The organism is Aureimonas sp. Leaf324 (genome assembly GCF_001423245.1).
Taxonomy (GTDB): domain Bacteria; phylum Pseudomonadota; class Alphaproteobacteria; order Rhizobiales; family Rhizobiaceae; genus Aureimonas.
This window is the reverse complement of the sequence record NZ_LMOH01000023.1, coordinates 208,214-226,872: the sequence shown is the minus strand read 5'-3', so window position 1 is coordinate 226,872 and position 18,659 is coordinate 208,214. Positions and strand designations below refer to the sequence as shown.

18 protein-coding genes are annotated in these 18,659 nt (G+C 69.5%); 12 read left to right on the top strand and 6 right to left on the bottom strand.

Features of this window, described 5'->3' with window-relative positions:
- The first annotated feature begins 117 nt into the window (after positions 1-117).
- From ASF65_RS13340 to ASF65_RS13295, 10 genes are all read left to right on the top strand, one after another.
- Positions 118-1,152 carry a zinc-dependent dehydrogenase gene (locus tag ASF65_RS13340; RefSeq protein ID WP_055890062.1) on the top strand — a complete coding sequence of 345 codons (1,035 nt, stop codon included), beginning with the start codon at positions 118-120 and terminating at the stop codon, positions 1,150-1,152.
- Between the two features lie 2 nt (positions 1,153-1,154).
- Positions 1,155-2,747, top strand: coding sequence for a glycerol-3-phosphate dehydrogenase/oxidase (locus ASF65_RS13335; RefSeq protein ID WP_055890061.1), 1,593 nt, complete (start codon positions 1,155-1,157; stop codon positions 2,745-2,747).
- 58 nt (positions 2,748-2,805) lie between these two features.
- Positions 2,806-3,786, top strand: coding sequence for a PfkB family carbohydrate kinase (locus ASF65_RS13330; RefSeq protein ID WP_055890059.1), 981 nt, complete (start codon positions 2,806-2,808; stop codon positions 3,784-3,786).
- Between the two features lie 140 nt (positions 3,787-3,926).
- Positions 3,927-4,865 (top strand): sugar-binding transcriptional regulator, encoded by a 939-nt coding sequence (locus tag ASF65_RS13325; protein ID WP_055890057.1) that lies wholly within the window; start codon positions 3,927-3,929, stop codon positions 4,863-4,865.
- An 81-nt stretch (positions 4,866-4,946) separates the two neighbouring features.
- Positions 4,947-6,266, top strand: a complete 1,320-nt coding sequence (locus ASF65_RS13320; protein WP_156369311.1) for a homoserine dehydrogenase — start codon at positions 4,947-4,949, stop codon at positions 6,264-6,266.
- 21 nt (positions 6,267-6,287) lie between these two features.
- Positions 6,288-7,340 (top strand): thiamine pyrophosphate-dependent dehydrogenase E1 component subunit alpha, encoded by a 1,053-nt coding sequence (locus tag ASF65_RS13315; protein WP_244486654.1) that lies wholly within the window; start codon positions 6,288-6,290, stop codon positions 7,338-7,340.
- Between the two features lie 32 nt (positions 7,341-7,372).
- Positions 7,373-8,386: an alpha-ketoacid dehydrogenase subunit beta gene (locus tag ASF65_RS13310; RefSeq protein WP_055890053.1), complete on the top strand. Its 1,014-nt coding sequence runs from the start codon at positions 7,373-7,375 to the stop codon at positions 8,384-8,386.
- 4 nt (positions 8,387-8,390) lie between these two features.
- Complete coding sequence (locus tag ASF65_RS13305; RefSeq protein WP_055890052.1) at positions 8,391-9,788, top strand: acetoin dehydrogenase dihydrolipoyllysine-residue acetyltransferase subunit; 1,398 nt, start codon at positions 8,391-8,393, stop codon at positions 9,786-9,788.
- Between the two features lie 129 nt (positions 9,789-9,917).
- Positions 9,918-10,577 carry an HAD family phosphatase gene (locus ASF65_RS13300; protein ID WP_055890050.1) on the top strand — a complete coding sequence of 220 codons (660 nt, stop codon included), beginning with the start codon at positions 9,918-9,920 and terminating at the stop codon, positions 10,575-10,577.
- A 125-nt stretch (positions 10,578-10,702) separates the two neighbouring features.
- Complete coding sequence (locus tag ASF65_RS13295) at positions 10,703-11,122, top strand: SRPBCC family protein (protein ID WP_055890048.1); 420 nt, start codon at positions 10,703-10,705, stop codon at positions 11,120-11,122.
- Positions 11,123-11,194: 72 nt separating this feature from the next.
- Here ASF65_RS13295 and ptsP read toward each other — a convergent pair whose 3' ends face one another.
- From ptsP to ASF65_RS13265, 6 genes are all read right to left on the bottom strand, one after another.
- Complete coding sequence (ptsP, locus tag ASF65_RS13290) at positions 11,195-13,141, bottom strand: phosphoenolpyruvate--protein phosphotransferase (protein WP_348271178.1); 1,947 nt, start codon at positions 13,139-13,141, stop codon at positions 11,195-11,197.
- A 32-nt stretch (positions 13,142-13,173) separates the two neighbouring features.
- On the bottom strand, positions 13,174-13,554 hold the full coding sequence (locus ASF65_RS13285; protein ID WP_055890046.1) for a PTS glucitol/sorbitol transporter subunit IIA: 381 nt from the start codon (positions 13,552-13,554) through the stop codon (positions 13,174-13,176).
- 80 nt (positions 13,555-13,634) lie between these two features.
- Entirely contained in the window at positions 13,635-14,678 is a 1,044-nt protein-coding gene (locus tag ASF65_RS13280) for a PTS glucitol/sorbitol transporter subunit IIB (RefSeq protein WP_055890045.1), read from the bottom strand.
- Between the two features lie 22 nt (positions 14,679-14,700).
- Complete coding sequence (locus ASF65_RS13275; protein ID WP_244486697.1) at positions 14,701-15,444, bottom strand: PTS glucitol/sorbitol transporter subunit IIC; 744 nt, start codon at positions 15,442-15,444, stop codon at positions 14,701-14,703.
- 184 nt (positions 15,445-15,628) lie between these two features.
- A complete protein-coding gene (locus ASF65_RS13270; RefSeq protein ID WP_055890043.1) occupies positions 15,629-16,060 on the bottom strand; it encodes a transcriptional regulator GutM in 432 nt (143 codons plus the stop codon).
- Between the two features lie 97 nt (positions 16,061-16,157).
- On the bottom strand, positions 16,158-17,129 hold the full coding sequence (locus ASF65_RS13265) for a sugar-binding transcriptional regulator (RefSeq protein WP_244486653.1): 972 nt from the start codon (positions 17,127-17,129) through the stop codon (positions 16,158-16,160).
- A 130-nt stretch (positions 17,130-17,259) separates the two neighbouring features.
- Here ASF65_RS13265 and ASF65_RS21490 point away from each other — a divergent pair, with 130 nt between their 5' ends.
- Both ASF65_RS21490 and ASF65_RS13255 read left to right on the top strand, forming a co-directional pair.
- Positions 17,260-17,964 (top strand): hypothetical protein, encoded by a 705-nt coding sequence (locus tag ASF65_RS21490; protein ID WP_055890041.1) that lies wholly within the window; start codon positions 17,260-17,262, stop codon positions 17,962-17,964.
- A gap of 28 nt (positions 17,965-17,992) precedes the next feature.
- Positions 17,993-18,655: a hypothetical protein gene (locus tag ASF65_RS13255; RefSeq protein WP_055890039.1), complete on the top strand. Its 663-nt coding sequence runs from the start codon at positions 17,993-17,995 to the stop codon at positions 18,653-18,655.
- Positions 18,656-18,659 lie beyond the last annotated feature (4 nt).

Sequence of the window (18,659 nt, the reverse complement as noted above, 5' to 3'; positions counted from 1 at the left end):
TGGCACATCGGAACGAACACTCTCGAAACTTTTGCGCTTTACAAAAAACAAAGTTGCGCGATACATCTCGACGCAAGGCGCTGCCGATGCGCCGCTCCCCAGCTCGGATGGACCGTCATGAAAGCTGCCCTCTTGCGCGCTCCCAACGACGTCCTCTTCGGCGACGTCGCCGATCCGACGCCCGAACGCGGCGACCTGGTTCTGAAGGTTCGCGCCGCCACGATTTGCGGCACCGACATCCGCATCGTCTCGGGCCGCAAGACGATGGGCGTGCGCTACCCGTCGGTGCTCGGCCACGAGTTCTCCGGAGAGGTGGTGGATGCCGGCGGCTCGGCGCGGTTCAAGGTGGGTGACGCCGTGTGCGTCGATCCGGCGATCGCCTGCGGCCACTGCGCCTACTGCAAGCGCGGGCTGGAAAACGTCTGCGAGAACCTCACCGCGATCGGCTATGAGGTCGACGGCGCCTTCGCCGAATACATCCGCATTCCCGGCCGGGCGCTGGAGACGGGCAACGTCTTCGCGATGCCCGACGGCGTCTCGTTCGAGGAGGCGGCGCTCGCCGAGCCGCTCGCCTGCGTCATCAACGGCCAGGAGAAGGTCGGCGTCGAGCGCGGAGACGTGGTGGCCATTCTCGGCTCCGGCCCTATCGGCCTCCTGCACGTCAAGGTCGCGCGACTGTCCGGCGCGCGCCGCATCATCGTCTCCGAGCCGAACTCGGCACGCCGCGAGGCGGCACTGCGGGCGGGCGCCGACGTCGTGGTCGATCCGGTCAACGAGGATCTGAAGGCGATCGTGCGGGGCGAATCGGGCGGCATCGGCGCCGACGTCGTGATCGTCGCGATCGGCGTGCCCTCGCTCGCCAACGACGCCCTCGGCCTCGCCCGGCTGCGGGGCCGCGTCTCGCTGTTCGCGGGGTTCAACAAGGGCGAGATGGCGCCGCTCGACGTCAACGCGATCCACTACAACGAGCTGATCGTGACCGGCTCCTTCGGCCTGACGCGTCTTCAGTTCGAGAAGTCGCTGAACCTCATCGCGTCGGGGCAGCTTGATACCAAGCCGTTCCTGACGCATCGTTTCGCCCTACCGGCGATCGGCGAGGCGCTGGAGACCGCCGCCCGAGGCGATGCCATCAAGGTCGCCATCGTATCCTGATCATGAGCACTGCTTCTTCCCCCGCGCGCCACTTCCCGGTCGTCATCATCGGCGCCGGGATCAACGGCATCGGCACGTTCCGCGACCTCAGCCTGCAGGGCGTCGACTGCCTGCTGATCGACCGCGGCGACTTCTGCTCGGGCGCGAGCGAATCGTCCTCGCGCCTGATGCACGGGGGCCTGAAATATCTGGAGACGGGCGAGTTCCGGCTGGTGCGACAGTCGGCGGAGGAGCGCAACATCCTCTTGCGCAACGCGCCGCACTTCGTGACGCCGCTGGAGACCGCGCTCCCCGTGCGCTCCTGGTTCGGCGGCATCGTGCCCTCGATCAAGCGCTTCCTCGGCCTCAAGGCCAAGCTCAACGACCGCGGCGCGATCATCACCAAGCTCGGTCTGACGATGTACGACGCGTTCGGCCGGCGCTTCCGCACCATGCCGGTGCACCGCTTCATCGGCGGACGCCGCGCCCGGGCCGAACTGAAGGGCCTCGATCCCGCGATCACCGCGGTCGGCCTCTACTACGAGGCCCGGCTCGACCACGCCGAGCGGCTCGGCCTCGAACTCGTGCTCGATGCTCTCAAGGACAATCCGCGGAGCGAGGCACGCAGCTACACCAAGGTGCGCTCGGCGGCCGGCGGCGCGATCGAGATCGAGGACGTCCTGACCGGCGCGCGCGAGCGGGTGCGCGGCGACGTGGTGGTGAATGCTGGCGGGGCTTGGATCGACGGCGTCAACGCCGCGCTCGGCCTCAACACGCGCCACATGGGCGGCACCAAGGGCAGCCACGTCGTGGTGGATCACCCCGAGCTCCTGGCCGCGCTCGGCGGCCGCATGGTCTATTTCGGCTCGGCCGACGGCCGAGTGAACCTCCTCTATCCCTTCAAAGGGCGCGTCCTGATCGGCTCGACCGACATTCCCGTCGCCCATCCGGACGAGGCGCGGGTGAGCGAGGCGGAGATCGCCTACATGATCGGCGTCGTCTCCGAGGTCTTCCCCCAGATCGTCATCCGGCGCGACGACGTCGTCTACGCCTTCTGCGGTGTGCGCCCGCTTCCCAATGCCGATGTCGACGATCCCGGCGCGATCAGCCGCGACCATTCGATCGCCGAGGAGCGGCTGCCGGGCACCGACGTGCCGGTCCTCTCCCTGATCGGCGGCAAGTGGACGACCTATCGCGGGTTTTCCGAGGAGGTCACGGACCGGATCCTGCCGCGCATCGGGCGAGCACGCCGCGCTTCGACGGCGGAGCTTCCGATCGGCGGCGGCGCGGCGTTCCCGAAGGACGCGGCCGGCCGCCAGCGTCTGGTGCGTGAACTCGCCGAGACGGCGGGCGGGCCGGAGGCGGTCGGGGAACGTCTCCTTCGCCGTTACGGCACGCGCGCCCGCCCGATCGCCGAGGCGATCCGCGCGTCGGACGGGCGCACGCTCAAGGCCGCGCCCGACCACCACGTCGCCGAGATCGCCTGGATCGCGGCGAACGAACAGGTCCGCACCGTGGACGACATCCTGCGCCGGCGCACCGACCTCGCCCTGTCGGGCCGGGTGACGCCGGCCCTGAGCGACGAGGTCGAGGCGATCCGTCTCGCCGCGGCCTGACATTCACACACCCCGCCGGATCGGGAAGGGGTCCGTCATCTTCTGGGAGGAACGCGCGATGCGCTACGACTACGCTTCGATCGGCTTCTACACGTTCGACTGCCTCGGCCGCCCCGTCGGCGCCATTCCGCCGGGCGGCGGCACGCAGTTCATCGAGGAGATCGATCTGGCCGTTTCCGGCGCGGCGGGCGCGGCGGTGATCGCGGCGGCCAAGCACGGGCTGAACTGCCTTGCGGTCGGCGCGGTCGGCGACGACCTGATGGCCGGTTGGGTGATGGACCGTCTCGCGAGCTTCGGCGTCGACACCTCGACGATGCAGCGCCTGAAGGGCGTCGGCACTTCGACTTCCATCGTCCTGACCCGCGCCGACGGCTCGCGCCCGGCGCTTCACATGAAGGGCGCCACCGGCGCCTTCGTGATCACGCCCGACATGTGGGACCAGGTGCTCGACGCCACGGTCGTGCATCTCGGCGGCGTCGGGCTGATGGACCGCATGGACGGGGCCCCGAGCGCCGAGCTCTTTGCCGAGGCGAAGCGCCGTGGCGCGATCACCACGGTGGACGTCTTCGCGGCGGCCGAGAAGGATCTCGACAATGTCGTCGGCCTCCTGCCGTACACCGACTATTTCCTGCCCTCGATCGAGGAGGCGCGGGTCCTCTCGGGGCTGGAGGACGTCGAGGACGTCTCGCGCTTCTTCCTCGACAAGGGCGTGACCTGCTGCATCCTGACGCTCGGCGAGAACGGCGCCTACTATCGCCATTCCAACGGCGACCGCTTCCTGATGCCGGCCTTCGACATCGAGATGATCTGCTCGTGCGGCTGCGGCGACGCCTTCAATGCCGGCATCGCGACCGGTCTCGTTCGGGGCATGGACCCGGAATCCATGGTGCGGTTCGCGCAGGCGACCTCGGCGCAGAACGCGCTCGGCCTCGGCAGCCAGGCGGGCGTCACGTCCTTCGAGCAGACGCTGGCCTTCACCAGCCGCGCGACGCGCACCCCGACGATCGAGGTGCACGGCATCGCCCGGACGGCGGCGTGAGCCGGTCGGCCGTCCGCCTCGCCGTCGCTGCGGGCTGAACGATGGGCTGGCGCGCACGTGTCGGCCCGGCGGGGCTGTCCGGACCCGCCGGCGAAGGGCTAAACCCGAGGGAGACGATTTCCTCGGGCGAAAGGCTGGCCGTGTCCTCCACCGACAGCGACGACATCAAGGCGCGCGCCGCCTGGCTCTACTACATGGAAGGGCTGACGCAGGATCAGGTCGCCAAGATCCTGGGGCTGACCCGCACGCGCGTCCTGCGCATGCTGGCCGCCGCGCGCGAGGACGGCACGGTGCAGATCCGCGTGACCTCGCCGATCGCCCGGTGCGCCAGGCTCGAGCGCGAGGTGCGCGCCCGCTTCGACATGGAGCGCGTCGTGGTCGTGCCCGACCCGCAGGACGAGGCGCAACTGCCCTCCATGATCGGCGCGGCGCTCGGCCAGCTGCTGCCCGACCTTCTCGCCGACGGCATGACGATCGGCCTCGGCTGGGGGCGGACGCTGTCCTCGTCGCTGCCCTTCGTCGAGCCGCTGGTCTACGCCCGCTCCACCACGATCTCGATGCTCGGCGGGCTGACCCATGTCAGCCTGTCCAACCCGTCGGAGTTCGCCTGGCGCTTCGCCGACCGCATCGGCGGCGACTGCTACATGCTGGCCTGCCCGGTCTTCGCGCCGGACGGGGCGACGCGCGACGCGCTCCTCAATCACCGCGGCATCGCCGAGGTGTTCCGGCGCACCGACCGGCTCGACCTCGCGATCCTGTCGGTCGGCGACTTCACGCGCGATTCGATCTTCGTCCACTACGGCCTTCTGGAGCGCGCCGACCTCGACAGCCTGGAGCGGGCAGGGGCCGTCGGTGACGTCCTGTGCCGGTTCATCGACGCCGAGGGGCGGGTGCTCGACCATTCGGTCAACGACCGGGTGCTCGCCGTCGATCCGCGCCGTCTCGTCGATGCGCGGCGCACGGTGCTCGCCAGCGGCGGCTGGTCGAAGTTCCCCGCGATCCGCGCGGCGATGACGCTCCTGTCGCCCGAAATCCTCGTGACCGACGAGCGGACGGCCGAGCGGCTGCTCGACGGCTGAAAAATCCGCGTCGAGCCGTTTATGAACTCTTGTCTTCATGAGAAGACAAATGTACTTATGCTTCCTAAGGGAGGAACAGCGATGACGATTCTTCAGGTTGGCCTCGCGGCCGAGCTCCAGGCCTATGCCGACAAGAACGGCCCCGTGACCGTCGGCCTCGCCGGCTCGGGCCAGATGGGCACCGACATGGTGGTGCAACTGACCCTGATGCCGGGCGTCCGGCTGGGTGCCTTGTCGGAGCTGAACGTCGCGGGCGCGGAAGCCGCGCTGCGCATGGCGGGCACCGAGTTCGTCCACGCCGCCGGCACCAGCGACATCGACCGCGCGATCGAGGGCGGCAAGGTCGCGCTGACCGAGGACTACAAGGCGCTCTGCTCGTCGGGCCATATCGACGTCATCATCGACGCCACGGGCAACCCGAACGTCGGCACGCTGATCGCGCTGGAAGCCTTCCGAAACGGCAAGCATGTCGTCATGCTGAACGTCGAGGCCGACATCACGATCGGCCGTTTCCTGCGCGAGGAGGCCGCCAAGGCCGGTGTCGTCTACACGGGTGCGGCGGGCGACGAGCCGGCCGCCACGATCGAGATCATTGGCTTCGCCCAGTCGCTCGGCTTCGACATCGTCTGCGCCGGCAAGGGCAAGAACAACCCCCTGAAGTTCGACGCGACGCCGGACGCCTACGAGGAGGAGGCCCGCCAGCGCAACATGAACGCGCGCATGCTGGTCGAGTTCGTGGACGGCTCCAAGACCATGATCGAGATGGTCGCCGTCGCCAATGCGACCGGCCTCGTGCCGGACGTTCCGGGCATGCACGGCCCCGCCGCCACGCGCGACGAGCTGGCCTCCGTGCTCTGCACGAAGGAGGACGGCGGCGTCCTGTCGGGCACCGGCAAGGTCGACTACTCGATCGGCAAGGGCGTCGCCCCCGGTGTCTTCTGCATCGTGAAGCCCCGCCACGACCGCGTGCTGGAGCGCATGAGCGATCTCAAGATGGGCCCCGGCCCGAACTACACGATCTTCCGCCCCTATCACCTGACCTCGCTCGAAGTGCCGCTTTCGGCGGTGCGCGCGGTGGTGAAGAAGACGCCCGATCTGATCCCCGCCGACCGTCCGGTCGCCGAGTGCGTGACGCTCGCCAAGCGCGACCTCAACCCCGGCGACACGCTCGGCAAGATCGGCGAGTACGACTACCGCGGCTTCGCCATGACCTGGGAAGGCGCGCGCAACGAAGGCGCCTTGCCGCTCGGCCTCGCCGAACGGGCCCGCGTCATCAAGCCGATCAAGGCCGGCGAGAAGCTGACCTATGCCAACTGCGAGCCGGACGACAGCCTGGTGATCACCCAGATCCGCCGTCGTCTCGACCAGGCCGACGGGCGTTTCGCCGCCGCGGCCGAGTGATCCGATCAGGAGAGACAGGCCATGTCCGTCATGCCCCAGGTTTCCGAGGTCGCCGACGCGGCGCCCTCGTCCTCCGGCGCGCGCGAGGGGGATAACCGCCCCTTCGCCTTCCGCCACTTCGAACCGGCGGTCCTGAAGGACGCGCTGCGCCAGATGCATCTCATCCGCCGCTTCGAGGAAGGGGCGGAGGAGAGCTACACGCGCGGCCTGATTCACGGGACGATGCACCTGTCGATCGGCCAGGAAGCCTCGGCGGTCGGCATCTGCCTACCGCTGACCGACACCGACCAGATCACCTCCACCCACCGCGGCCACGGCCACTGCATCGCCAAGGGTGCCGAGGTCGGAAAGATGTTCGCCGAGTTCTTCGGCAAGGAGACGGGCTACTGCCGCGGTCGCGGCGGCTCGATGCACATCGCCGATGTCACCAAGGGCAATCTCGGCGCCAACGGCATCGTCGGCGGCGGTCTGCCGATCGCGGTCGGCGCCGCGCTCTCGATGAAGATGCAGAAGCGCGACGACGTCGTCGTCTCGTTCTTCGGCGACGGCGCCAACAACGAGGGCGCCTTCCACGAGGCCTTGAACATGGCCTCGATCTGGAAGCTGCCGGTCGTGTTCGTGTGCGAGAACAACAAGTACGGCATGTCGGTCTCGACCGAGCGCTCGACGGCGGTGAAGAACATCGCCGAGCGGGCCGTCGCCTACTCGATGCCGGGCGTGACGGTGGACGGCAACTCGCTGTCCGACGTCGCGGAGGCCTCCGTCACCGCGATCGAGCGGGCGCGCCGCGGCGAGGGGCCGACCCTCATCGAGTGCAAGACCTACCGCCACCGCGGGCACTCCAAGAGCGATCGCAACCGCTACCGCACCAAGGAGGAGATCGACGACTGGATCTCCAAGGACCCGATCGGCCGCTTCGAGGCCGAGCTGATCCAGTACGGCATCGTCTCGGAAGGCGACGTGGAGGAAATTCGGGCCGGCGTCGAGCGCGAGATCGCCGAGGGCATCGAGTTCGCCAAGAACTCGCCGTCGCCCGACCCGTCCGACGCGACGCGTTTCGTCTACACGGTTTAACGGCCCCGTCGGCCGACCCAAGGAACTCACCGATGAGCGAACTTGCGAACGCGGCTGGCGGCCGCGAGCTTTCCTATGCCCAGGCGATCCAGGAAGCGATCGCCATCGCCATGGAGGAGGACCCCCGCGTCTTCATCATGGGCGAGGACATCGGCGTCTACGGCGGCGCCTTTCAGGTGACGGGCGACCTCGTCCACCGCTTCGGCGCGGACCGGGTCATCGACACGCCGATCGCCGAACTCGGCGGCGCGGGTGTCGCGGTCGGCGCGGCGCTTACCGGCATGAAGCCGATTTACGAGTTCCAGTTCTCCGACTTCGCGACGCTCGCGATGGAGCAGATCGTCAACCAGGCGGCCAAGCTCCGCTTCATGCTCGGCGGCAACGTCTCGGTGCCGCTGGTCATGCGCTTTCCCGCGGGCTCCGGCACCGGCGCCGCGGCCCAGCACTCCCAGAGCCTCGAGGCCTGGCTCGGCCACGTGCCGGGGCTGAAGGTTCTCCAGCCCTCGACCCCGCATGACGCCAAGGGCATGCTGCTCGCCGCGATCGACGATCCCGATCCCGTGATGATCTTCGAGCACAAGATCCTCTACAAGTCGAAAGGCATCGTGCCGGAAGGCCGCTACACCGTGCCGATCGGCAAGGCGGCGGTGGTGCGCGAGGGCAACGACCTGACGATCGTCGCCTCGGCGATCATGGTCCACAAGGCTCTCGCCGCTGCGGAAGAGCTGGCTAAGGACGGCATCGACGTCGAGGTCGTCGACCTCCGCACCGTGCGCCCGATGGACCGCGAGACCATCATCGCGAGCGTCATGAAGACCGGGCGGCTCGTCTGCGTCTACGAGGGCGTGAAAACGCTCGGCGTCGGGGCGGAGATCGCGGCGATGATCGCGGAAAGCGAGGCCTTCGACTATCTCGACGCGCCGATCGTGCGCCTCGGCGGCGCGGAGTCGCCGATCCCCTACAATCCCGAGCTGGAAAAGGCGGTCGTGCCGCAGGTTCCCGACATCGTTTCGGCCGTGCGCGCACTCCACAAGAGGGAGCGTTGAGGCCATGCCGACCGAAGTGATCCTGCCCAAGGTCGACATGGACATGGCGACCGGCCAGATCTCGCGCTGGTTCTACAAGGAAGGCGACGCGATCAAGAAGGGCGAGCCGCTCTTCGAGATCGAGACCGACAAGGCGGCCATGGAAGTGGACGCGCCGGCGAGCGGGACGCTGCGCAACGTGACCGGCGCGGAGGGCGTCGACATCGCGGTCGGCGCGCCCGTCGCCTGGATCTATGCCGAGGGCGAAGCCTACGACGCCGCCGCGGCCGGTGGCTCGGTCGAGACCAAGGTCGAGCCCGACCCCGACGTCGAGACAGACTCCAAGCCCGCACCGGCCGAGGTGGTCCCGGCGGTCGCAGAGTTTGCACGGCCCGAGGACGCGAAACAGGGGTCCGAAGGCGAGCGCCGCGGGGTGCGTGCGACGCCGCTCGCCCGCCGCATCGCGCGCGAGCACGGGATCGATCTTGCCACCGTGACCGGCAGCGGGCCGCTGGGCCGCATCGGGCGCGACGACGTGGAAACGGCGGCTGCCGCCAAGTCCGAGGTCAAGGCGCTGCAGTCTGCCGCCGCGGCGCCGCAGCCGGCCTTCTCCTGCACCCCGAAGACGGCTCCTGCCGCACGGGCCCCGGCATCGGCGGGCGATGCGGCGACACCGCTCGCCGTCACGCGTCTGCGCGAGGGCGAGGGCGTTCCGATCGTCCTCGTCCACGGCTTCGCATCGGAAACGGCAAGCTGGCGGCCGCTGCTCGGCGAGTTGACCGGAGGCAACCCGGTGCTCGGCATTGACCTGCCCGGTCACGGCGCGTCGCTCGATCGGGAGGCGGACGGCTTCGACGCGCTGGTGTCGAGCGTCGAGGAGACGCTGATCGCGCTCGGCGTCACGAGCTGCCATCTCGTCGGCCATTCGCTCGGCGGCGCGGTCGCCATGGCCGTCGCCAGCGGCACGGCCACCGACGTGCGTTCGCTGATGCTCCTGTCGCCGGCCGGCTTCGGTCCCGACATCGACACCGGCTTCACCGAAGGCTTTGCCCGCGCCACCGCCGAGGCGCCGGTGCGCATCTGGCTCCGCCATCTGGTCTCGGACGCGGGCGCGATCTCCGACGGCTTCGTGCGGGCGACCGCGCGCGGACGGGCCGACGGCCGACAGGCGGACGCGCAGTCGCGGCTCGGCACGCACCTGTTCTCGAATGGCGCGCAACACGTTTCGGTGCGCGACCTCCTGGCGCACCTGTCGATGCCGGTGAAGCTGGTTGCCGGCGCCGAGGATCGTGTGATCCCGGTGCGCCATTTCACCGGCCTGTCGGGGCGGATCGCCTTGCATGTTTTCCCGAGGACGGGACATATGCCGCAGATCGAGCAGAAGGGCGACGTCGCCCGCCTGCTCCACGAGCTGACACGCTAGTCCGTCGTCCGGTCGGCGCGCATCCGCCGCACTGGGTCACACGATGCGAAGGTGCCGCAAGGCCGCTCCGGTCCGCCGGGGCGGCTTTGCGCATCCCGCGTTCGGGCGCCGACAAGGGGGAGACCATCCATGGCCGAGTTCGACGGCATCATCTTCGATTGCGACGGCGTGCTGGTCGACAGCGAGGTCCTCGCCCGCCGCGCGATGCAGTCGGTCTACCGGCAGGCCGGCATCGAGGTCACGGCCGACATGGTGAATGCCGTGGTCGGCATGAAGATGGCCGATATTCTCGAGCGCATCGAGATCAAGACCGGCCGCGCGCTCGACCAGGAATACCATCCGCGCTTCTGGACGGAGACCAAGGCGCTGTTCACGCAGGAGCTCCGCCCCACGCCGGGCATCGTCGAGTTCCTCGAACGCTCGGACCTGCCGCGCTGCGTGGCGTCCTCCTCCGACCACGAGCGCATCCGGCACAGCCTGACGGTGACCGGTCTCGACCGCTTCTTCTCGCCCGACGCGATCTTCTCCTCGCACGACGTGAAGCGCGGCAAGCCCGAGCCCGACCTCGTGCTTCACGCGGCAAGCCGCATGGGCTTCGACCCCGCCCGCTCGCTGGTGATCGAGGATTCGCGCTTCGGCGTCATGGGCGCCAAGGCTGCCGGCATGGTCGCCTACGGCTTCCTCGGCGGCGCCCATCTCCTCGCTAACACCGGCGACGCACTGCGCGATGCCGGCGCCGACTTTGTCGCTCGCACCTACGAGGAGATCGTGACGGAGATGACGCGCTGAGAGACTGCTGACCCGGCCAAGCGGCGTCGCTGCTCTTCCGATGCGAGCTGGTCGTTCGAAGCCCGCCCTCCGTGCTATCATGAGCTGGCGTAAGCGCCGTCGCGCTTGTAAAGGGGAGACGTGGGATGGCTGCCGAGCAGATTGTCGTGGAAACCGACGTGCCGGTCACTCAGGCGGAGGCGTGGGACGCCTACACCGATCCCGAACGCATCCGGCAGTGGAACTTTGCGTCGGACGATTGGCACTGCCCGGCGGCCGTCGTCGATCTGCGCGAAGGAGGCCATTTCTCTTCGCGAATGGAAGCGAAGGACGGAAGCATGGGCTTCGATTTCGCAGGGACCTACACGAACCTCGTGCCGCACGAACGGATCGAATACGAGTTCGGCGGTCGTCGGGCGAGCATCCGTTTCACACCTCACGGCGACCGCACGCATGTCCGCGTGGCCTTCGATCCCGAGACGGAGCATTCCCTCGACCAGCAGCGCAGCGGCTGGCAGGCCATTCTGGACAATTTCGGCAGGCACCTGGGCGCGGCGGGAGCGTAAGACACGTCGATACGGATCGATCGGCGCGTTGCAACCGCCCCGAACCGCGATCTCCTTCCAGACGGCTAGTCCTCAGATTTCCGTCACGCACTTCTTGGCGCGGGGGATGGATGCGGCGCTCATCGAAAGTTCGGTGACGCCGTTCTCGACGAAGAAGGGGATGAGGTCGGGGCGGGCGGCGGCCTCGCCGCAGACGCCGATCCAGATGCCGGCCTCGCGGGCGGCCCTCGCGGCCATGCCGATCGCCGCCAATACGGCCGGATGCTCCGTGCGGTTGAGCTTGGCGACGCGCGGGTTCAGCCGATCGGCCGCCATGACATATTGCGTCAGGTCGTTGGTGCCGACGGAGAAGAAGTCGACCTCGGCCGCGATCTCGGCGGCGACGAAGACGGCGGCCGGCGTCTCGATCATGACCCCGAGCTCGAACGCGCCGTGAGCGTGGCCGGCCGCATCGAGCTCGGCGCGGCATTCGTCGAGGAGGGCGCGCACGGCACGCACCTCGCCGACGTCGGCGATCATCGGGAGCAGGATCTTGACGTTGCCGACGACGCTCGCGCGCAGGAGCGCGCGCAGCTGCGGCTTGAAGACGTCCGGCCGTTCCAGGCACATGCGCACGCCGCGCCAGCCGAGGAACGGATTGTCCTCGTGCTCGAAATCGATGCCGGCCACCGGCTTGTCGCCGCCGATGTCGAGCGTGCGGATCACCACCGGATGGGGTGCGAAGGCCTTCGCGAGCGTCGTGTAGGTGTCGGCCTGCTCGTCCTCGCCCGGCAAGGTGCGCCGCTCCATGAACAGGAACTCGGTGCGGAAGAGGCCGACGCCCATGGCGCCTGCCGTCTGCGCCGCCTCGATCTCGGCGAGCGAGCCGAGATTGGCGGCGATCTCGATGCGCCGTCCGTCGCGCGTCTGCGGCTCCACCGTGCGATAGGCCTGAAGTGCCGACCGCTCCTGCGCCTCGCGCGCGATGGCGCCGGTGAAGCGGGCGGCCGTCTCTGCATCGGGGTCGATCGCGACCTCGCCGCTCGATCCGTCGAGGGCGATCGTCCTGGCGGATTTCAGCCGCGCCTCGTCCACGGGGAAGCCGAGGACGGCCGGGATGCCATGGGCGCGCGCCATGATGGCGACATGGCTCGTCGCCGCGCCCTTGCGGCAGACGATGCCGCCGATGTCGGCGAGCGTCGCCTTCGCGAGGTCGAGCGCCGCGATCTCGTCGGCGACGATCACGGCGCCCTTCGGCAGATCCGCCAGCGTCATGTCGCGGCGGCCGAGAAGGGAGAGGATGATCGCCCGCGTCACCGAGCGGATGTCCTCGGCGCGGGCGCGAAGGTACGGGTCGGTCAGCGCCTCGAAGCTCGCTGCGATCGAGCGGCCCGCCTCCTCGACGGCGCTCGGCGCATCCCGTCCCCCACCGATCGCGCCGTCCACGGCGGCGATGAAATCGGAGTCCTCGGCGACCTCGACCAGTGCGTCGATGATCGCTGCGTCGTCGCGGCGCAGGCCCGGGCGCGTTCGCGCCTCGCGGAAGGAGGCGACGGTGGCGGCGAGGGCGGTGCGGTAGCGTGCCTGTTCGGGCGCGATCTCCTCCGGGCCGAGGTGACGCGGCTGAATGTCGAGGCCTGCGGGAAAGAAGGCGAAGGCCGGGCCGATCGCGGTGCCCTCGCTGGCCGGCACGCCGCGATCGGCGGAGGTGGCCTGCGGAGCGGGCGAGACCGGCACCGACGCGGCGGCCGGCTTGGCGGCAGCCGTCAGATCGATGTCGCCGGCGTCGGGCGTCTGCAGGAAGGTCGCGAGCGCGGCGACGGCGTCGGCCGCGTCCTCGCCCTCGGCCCTCAAGGTCGCCTCGTCGTTCTCCTTCACGCCGAGCAGCATCAGCTTGACGGCGTTCTTGGTGCTGGCGCCCCGGCCGTTGCAGCGGATCTCGACGTCGCAGGCGAAGCTCTTGGCGAGCTTCACGAACTGCGTGGCCGGGCGTGCATGGAGACCGTCGTGGACGCGCACGACGACGGAGCGCTCGATCATGGCTCGAAATCCGATGGTGAGGGCAGGGAGGCTCAGTCGCCGATGACGATCTCGGCGCCGGGCTGGAGGGCGGCCGCAAGCTTGCCGCCATCGACCGCGCTTGCCGTCAGCTCGCCCGGGCGCTCGGGCGCGGCGAGGCCGTTGAAGTTGATGACGACGTGGCCGATGTCGCGCACCTTGGCCCAGGCGAGATCGCCGATGCCGGTCAGACGGGCTTCGACCGCACCGACACGGATCGGGACGCCGGCGGCCGGCGCGTCGACGGTCGGCTCGCCGACCACCGAATGCAGGACGGAGACTTCGGCAAGCTCCGGCGGGGCGCCGTCGGCGAAGAGGATGAGGACGCCGCCTTCCAGAAGGTCGGGAACGTCCGGACCGACGGCGGTGACGCGGGTGCGCAGGAACTGGGTCATGAAGGCTCCTCGGGCGGGCAGGGCCCGCAGTCAGGGATAGGGCGGGGCGGGCAGAGATGCATCCGCCCCGCCTTGTCGTGTCAGAGCAGGAAGCTGGCGCCCCAGGCGATCAGGACGGCGATCGGGCCGGTGATCTGCCGGCTGATGAGCACCGCCGGCACGCCGATCTCGATCGTCTTCGGCTTGGCTTCGCCGAGCGCGAGGCCGACCGGCACGAAGTCGCAGCCGACCTGCGCGTTGTAGGCGAACAGCGCCGGCAGGGCCATCGCCGGGGCGATGGTGCCGTTGGCGATCTGCGGACCGATGATGGCGACGCCGATGACCTGCGCGATGACCGCGCCGGGGCCGAGGATCGGCGACAGGAACGGCAGGGCGCAGATCGCCGACAGGACGATCAGGCCGAGGATGTTGTTGGCGAGCGGTCCGAGCGGTGCGGCGAGGAGATCGCCGATGCCGGTGTAGAGAATGATGCCGATCAGCATGGTCACGAAGGCCATGAACGGCAGCACGTTGCGGACCACCATGTCGATCGTGCGCCGGCCGGCGTTGAAGAAGATGCCGACCGCGCGGCCCATGACGCGGCCGACGCTGGTGATCGCGCCGATGAGCCCGCCCTGGTTGGAAGCCGGCATCGCGCCGCCGAGCGCGGCGGTCGCCTCGGCGGGCGAGGAGAACGAGCGGGGCGCGGCGGTCGGCTGCCCCATCGCCGCGGGCGAGGCGGCCTGTTGTCCGGTGGGCGCGGCCGAACCGTCGGCAGGCTCCATGTCGGCGGGCGTCACGCCCGAGACGTAGATATCCTCGGTGATGAACTGGGCGAGCGGGCCGCTTTGTCCGACCGGCATGATGTTGATGGTCGGGATGCGCTTGCGGGCGTAGACGCCGCAGCGGGCCGTGCCGCCGCAATCGATCACGACGGCCGCCATCTCCGATTCCAGCGGCGGGTTGCGGAACCCGTCCACCACGGTCGCGCCGGTCAGCTCGGCGAGGCGCTGGGCGACGGCCGGAATGCCGCCGCCGGTCACCGCCACGATCTTGTCGCGCTCGGGCGTCGGCTGGATCACCAGCGGGCCGCCCCAGCCGCCCTTGCCCTGCGAAACGCGAATGGCCTTGAAGGTCTTGGTCATGGTTCGATCCTTCCCGGGGGCCTTAGAGCGTCACGCCTTCGCGCGCGGCGAGAAAGCGCGTGACGCGCTCGGTGACGATGCCGCGCAGGAGGATCACCACCACGCCGACGATGAAGTAGTAGATCGCGAGGTTGATGTGGTAGCCGGCGGGGATGACGCCGCGGTTCTCGAGCTCCAGAAGCGCAACGAGCACGCCGCCCCAGACGAAGTATTCGCCGGCGTTGGCGTGGGGGAAGAGCCCGAGGATCGGGTGACAGAACGAGACGGCCGAATCGTAGAAGGCCGGCTTGTGCTTCTCCTCCAGGAAGGTGCCGAACGTGTAGGCCATCGGATTGGTGAGGAAGAACATCGAAAGGACCGGCAGCACGGTATAGCGGGTCAGCGCGATCCGGCCGGCCTTCTGGGCAAGGCCGTGGACGCGCTCCTCGCCGATCATGCCGGTGAGCGCGTAGAAGGCCGTCATCAGCACGACCAGCGTCGGGATGATGCCGGTGACGAAGCCGAGGAAGACCTCGCCGCCTTTCTGGAACACGCCGATGAAGTGGCGGCCGATCGTGGCGAGCCAGCCGAGCTGCTCTTCCTGGTTACCGGTGGCCGAGAGCTGCTGCACGCGCCGGGCGTATTCGTCCGCCGAGATCGCGCCGCCGCCGGTGGCCGGAGCGGTCGCTGCCGCGGTGCCGGCCGCGCCGGGGTCGGTCGCCTGGGCGAGCAGCGTCGCGCCGTGCTGCGCGGCGTCGGCGGCGCCGGCGCCGTGATGCGCGGCCATGTCGGCCAGCGATGCCGCGAACGCCGGATCGCCCAAGCCTTGAGCGTGAACGGCGCCGTGGGCGGCGAGATCCGCTGCCCCCTGCGCCAGGATCATCATCGTCAGCATGTTCGGCCCTCCCAGCCGTGCCCTCGTCGGGGCGTTGCGACGTCGGTATCGTGAATGTTGATGTCGTCGGCGACTCTCAGGCCGTCAGCGGCTCGCCGTGTTCGGTGTCCGGTTCGGGACTGCGGCGCGAGCGCGCCTGATCGATCTGGTCGAAGGCGCTGAGGATCGCGGCGGCGAGCGGCTCGCGGCGACGCGTCCCGGCCTCGGCCCGCACATCCGCCATCGTCCGGCCTTCCAGGTCGGGCAGGCGCCGGGCCTTGGCGAAGACCGTGCGGCCCTCGAGGCTCGTCGCCCGGCGCACCCGGCCGTCCGGCGAGACGGTGATCATGGCGATGGCCGCGCCGCGCAGGGCGCCGCCGCCCTTGCCGACACCCATCCACCCGTCATCCGACGAGCCGCTGAGGTCGCGGAACGCGTCGCGGTAGCGCCGCACCTGAATCACGGTTCCAACGCACTGAAGCGCCCAAGCCAGCGCCAGGAGCGCCAGCGCGATCTGCCAACCCGTCATGCCCTTCGCCTCCCGGAAAGCGTCCGTCCCCGCTTTCTTTCGGTCAAGTGAACATTTGACTTGCGTTGTGTCAACATGTTCGTTGAAAGGGCTCGGGTCAGTCGAGAAGCCGCTGGGCCGTGGTCTCGTCGGTGACCAGCACCGTCGGCTTCAGAAAGGCCAGGGCGGCCTTTAGGACCGCGATCTTCTCGGGGCCGCCCGATGCGAGGATCCGCTCGGGCGCCCTGCGAATCGCCGCCATGTCGGCGGAGACGATGCGCTCGTTGATGGCATGATCCACCAAGTTTCCGTCGCGGTCCAGAAAATGAAACAGAAGATCGCCCACCGCGCCGGCCTTCTCCAGCGAACGCCGCTCGGCCTCGGCGATATAGCCGGTGCGGTAGGTCGTCGCGTTCTTCTCGATGCCGCCGACGCTGAGGACCACGAGGTCGAGCTTTTCCGCCATCTCCAGCGTCGAGCCGAGGCCGCAGCGCTCGACGAGGGCGGTCTTCGTCTCCGGGCTGTCGACAATCGCCGGGGCGCTGAGAAGGAAGGCGTCGCCGTTGAAGATCTGCGCGAAGCGCCAGACGAACTCCGCGGGGTTGAAGCGATGCGCCTGGTTGATGCCGCCGAGCAGCGAGACGACGCGCATTTCCTCCAGCGCGTGCGGCTCGATGAAGGGCAGCGATTCGAGGAGCGTGCGACCCCAGCCGAGCCCGACCGTCATTCCGCTCGCCACCGCGCCGGACAGGACGCCGCCGATCGCCGCGCTGATGGCGCTGGACGGGTCCTCGCCCTTGCCGGGCGCCGGAGCGACGACCGCGCTGCGCAGGCCGTAGCGGCGTTCCAGCGCCCGCTCGGCCTCGGTCAGCTCGGCCAGCGCCCCGGACACCGAGATGCGCACCTCGCCGCGCGCCCGCGCCTCGGCCAGAAGGCGCACCACGCTGACACGGCCGATGTCGAGCGCCGCGGCGATGTCGCTCTGCGTCATCTCCTCGACGTAGTACATCCACGCCGCGCGCACGCGCATGCGGTCGGCGCGGGTGTCGGTGGCCGGCGCTTCCGCGCCGTTGCGCGAGCGGCCCTTCACGGAAGCCCCCGGCGCGAAGCATCGCATGCAGGCCGTCGCGCGTTGGAGGGGCGGGTCTGCGCGCTGTCAGGAAAACGTCTCATGCTTCCGCCGTTCGTATGGTATTCGTCGGACCAGTTCGGAGAGCTTCATGTTGCCCCATCCCCATAATCTGACGCTGCCGCTCAAGGAAGGCATCCGGGACCTGCGGACGTCGATTCGCCAGGAAGCAGCGGCGGGCACGATCTCGGCCCGGCTGATCGGCACGCCGGAGCCGGCCCGGCGTCTCGCCCGGATGGCGGACGGGGTGCTGTCGCGCGCCGAGAAGGTGGCCGAGCGCGTCATCCCGCGCGGCGGCGCCGACGTGTCGCGCACGCTCGACCGCATGGCGACTTCGCTGATGGGGGCCGGCGCGCCGGTCGAGAGCGCCGATCTCTATGCGCTGTGCCGCGAGGTCCTGTCGCTCGGCGGCCCGCGCGACGCGGTGGTGTCGGAGTTGCGGCTGGCGATGGCGTCCGAGGATCTCGGCCGTCGCGTCCGCGACGAGGACACGGTGACGGCGGCGGCCCGTGCGGCGGGGCGCCTTGCCGCGGTTGGCGCGGCGCGGCCCTGCCTCACCAGCGCGCTGGGTCCCGTCGATCCGGAAGACAGCGCGGCGGTGAATGATCACATGGCGCTGGCGGTCTGGCTCGGCGTCCTCGTGCGGCGCGACAGCGGGGTGTCCGGCGAGCGTGTGCTTCTGGGCGCCCAGCGCGCAGTGGAGGCGGAAGGATCGCAGTGGCGCACGCTCCTGCGCGACGGGCGCTTCGCCGAGCTTGCCGCTGCCTGGCGCGCCACGATCCCCTATCTTCCCTGATCCCCCCGAAAGAGAGGCGCCGCGTCCCGTGAACGATCCCGTCCTGACGCTCAGTCTCGAGACCGCCGATGCCGGCGGCCGTCAGTCGCTGCGCCGCTCGATCCGCCGGCTCGGGGACTTTTCGCGCACGGTCGATCTCGCGCTCGCCCAGTTCAATGCGCGCTACGGCGTCGACATGGCGCTGACCCAGCGCAGCCTGACGCGCGCCTTTCTCGAATGGATGCGCCAGTTCGATGCGCAGCGCTCGCTGGCCGACCGCGACCGACGCGACTTCAGCCATTTCGCGGCCGGCATGCTCCTGTCGAGCCTCATCCGCAACCGCCCGGTGACGGGCGGCGCGGCGCGGCCGAAGGGCGGCGATCTCGCGCGCCCCGAGGAGGCGCTCGTCGCCTTCTGGCCGGAGGGGGTGTTCTATTTCGAGTTCTGCATCACGGTTCTCGACAAGGTTCTCGTCGAGCAGGACCTCGAGGGGATCCATCTGTCGGCCGAGGCGCTGGAGCTCAGGTCCTGGGCGTCGTTCCGGGAGAACGTCGCGAGCGACCCGGACCTTGCGATCCCGTTCCTCGACCTCTTCCTCGGCGGCGATCCGAACTGGGATTTCCCGAAGGCCGCGCGCTTCCGCTCGGCGCTCAAGGGCCGGATGCTGGACTGGGACAAGCGCCTCGCCGGACCCGCCGCAGCGGGGACCTGATCCG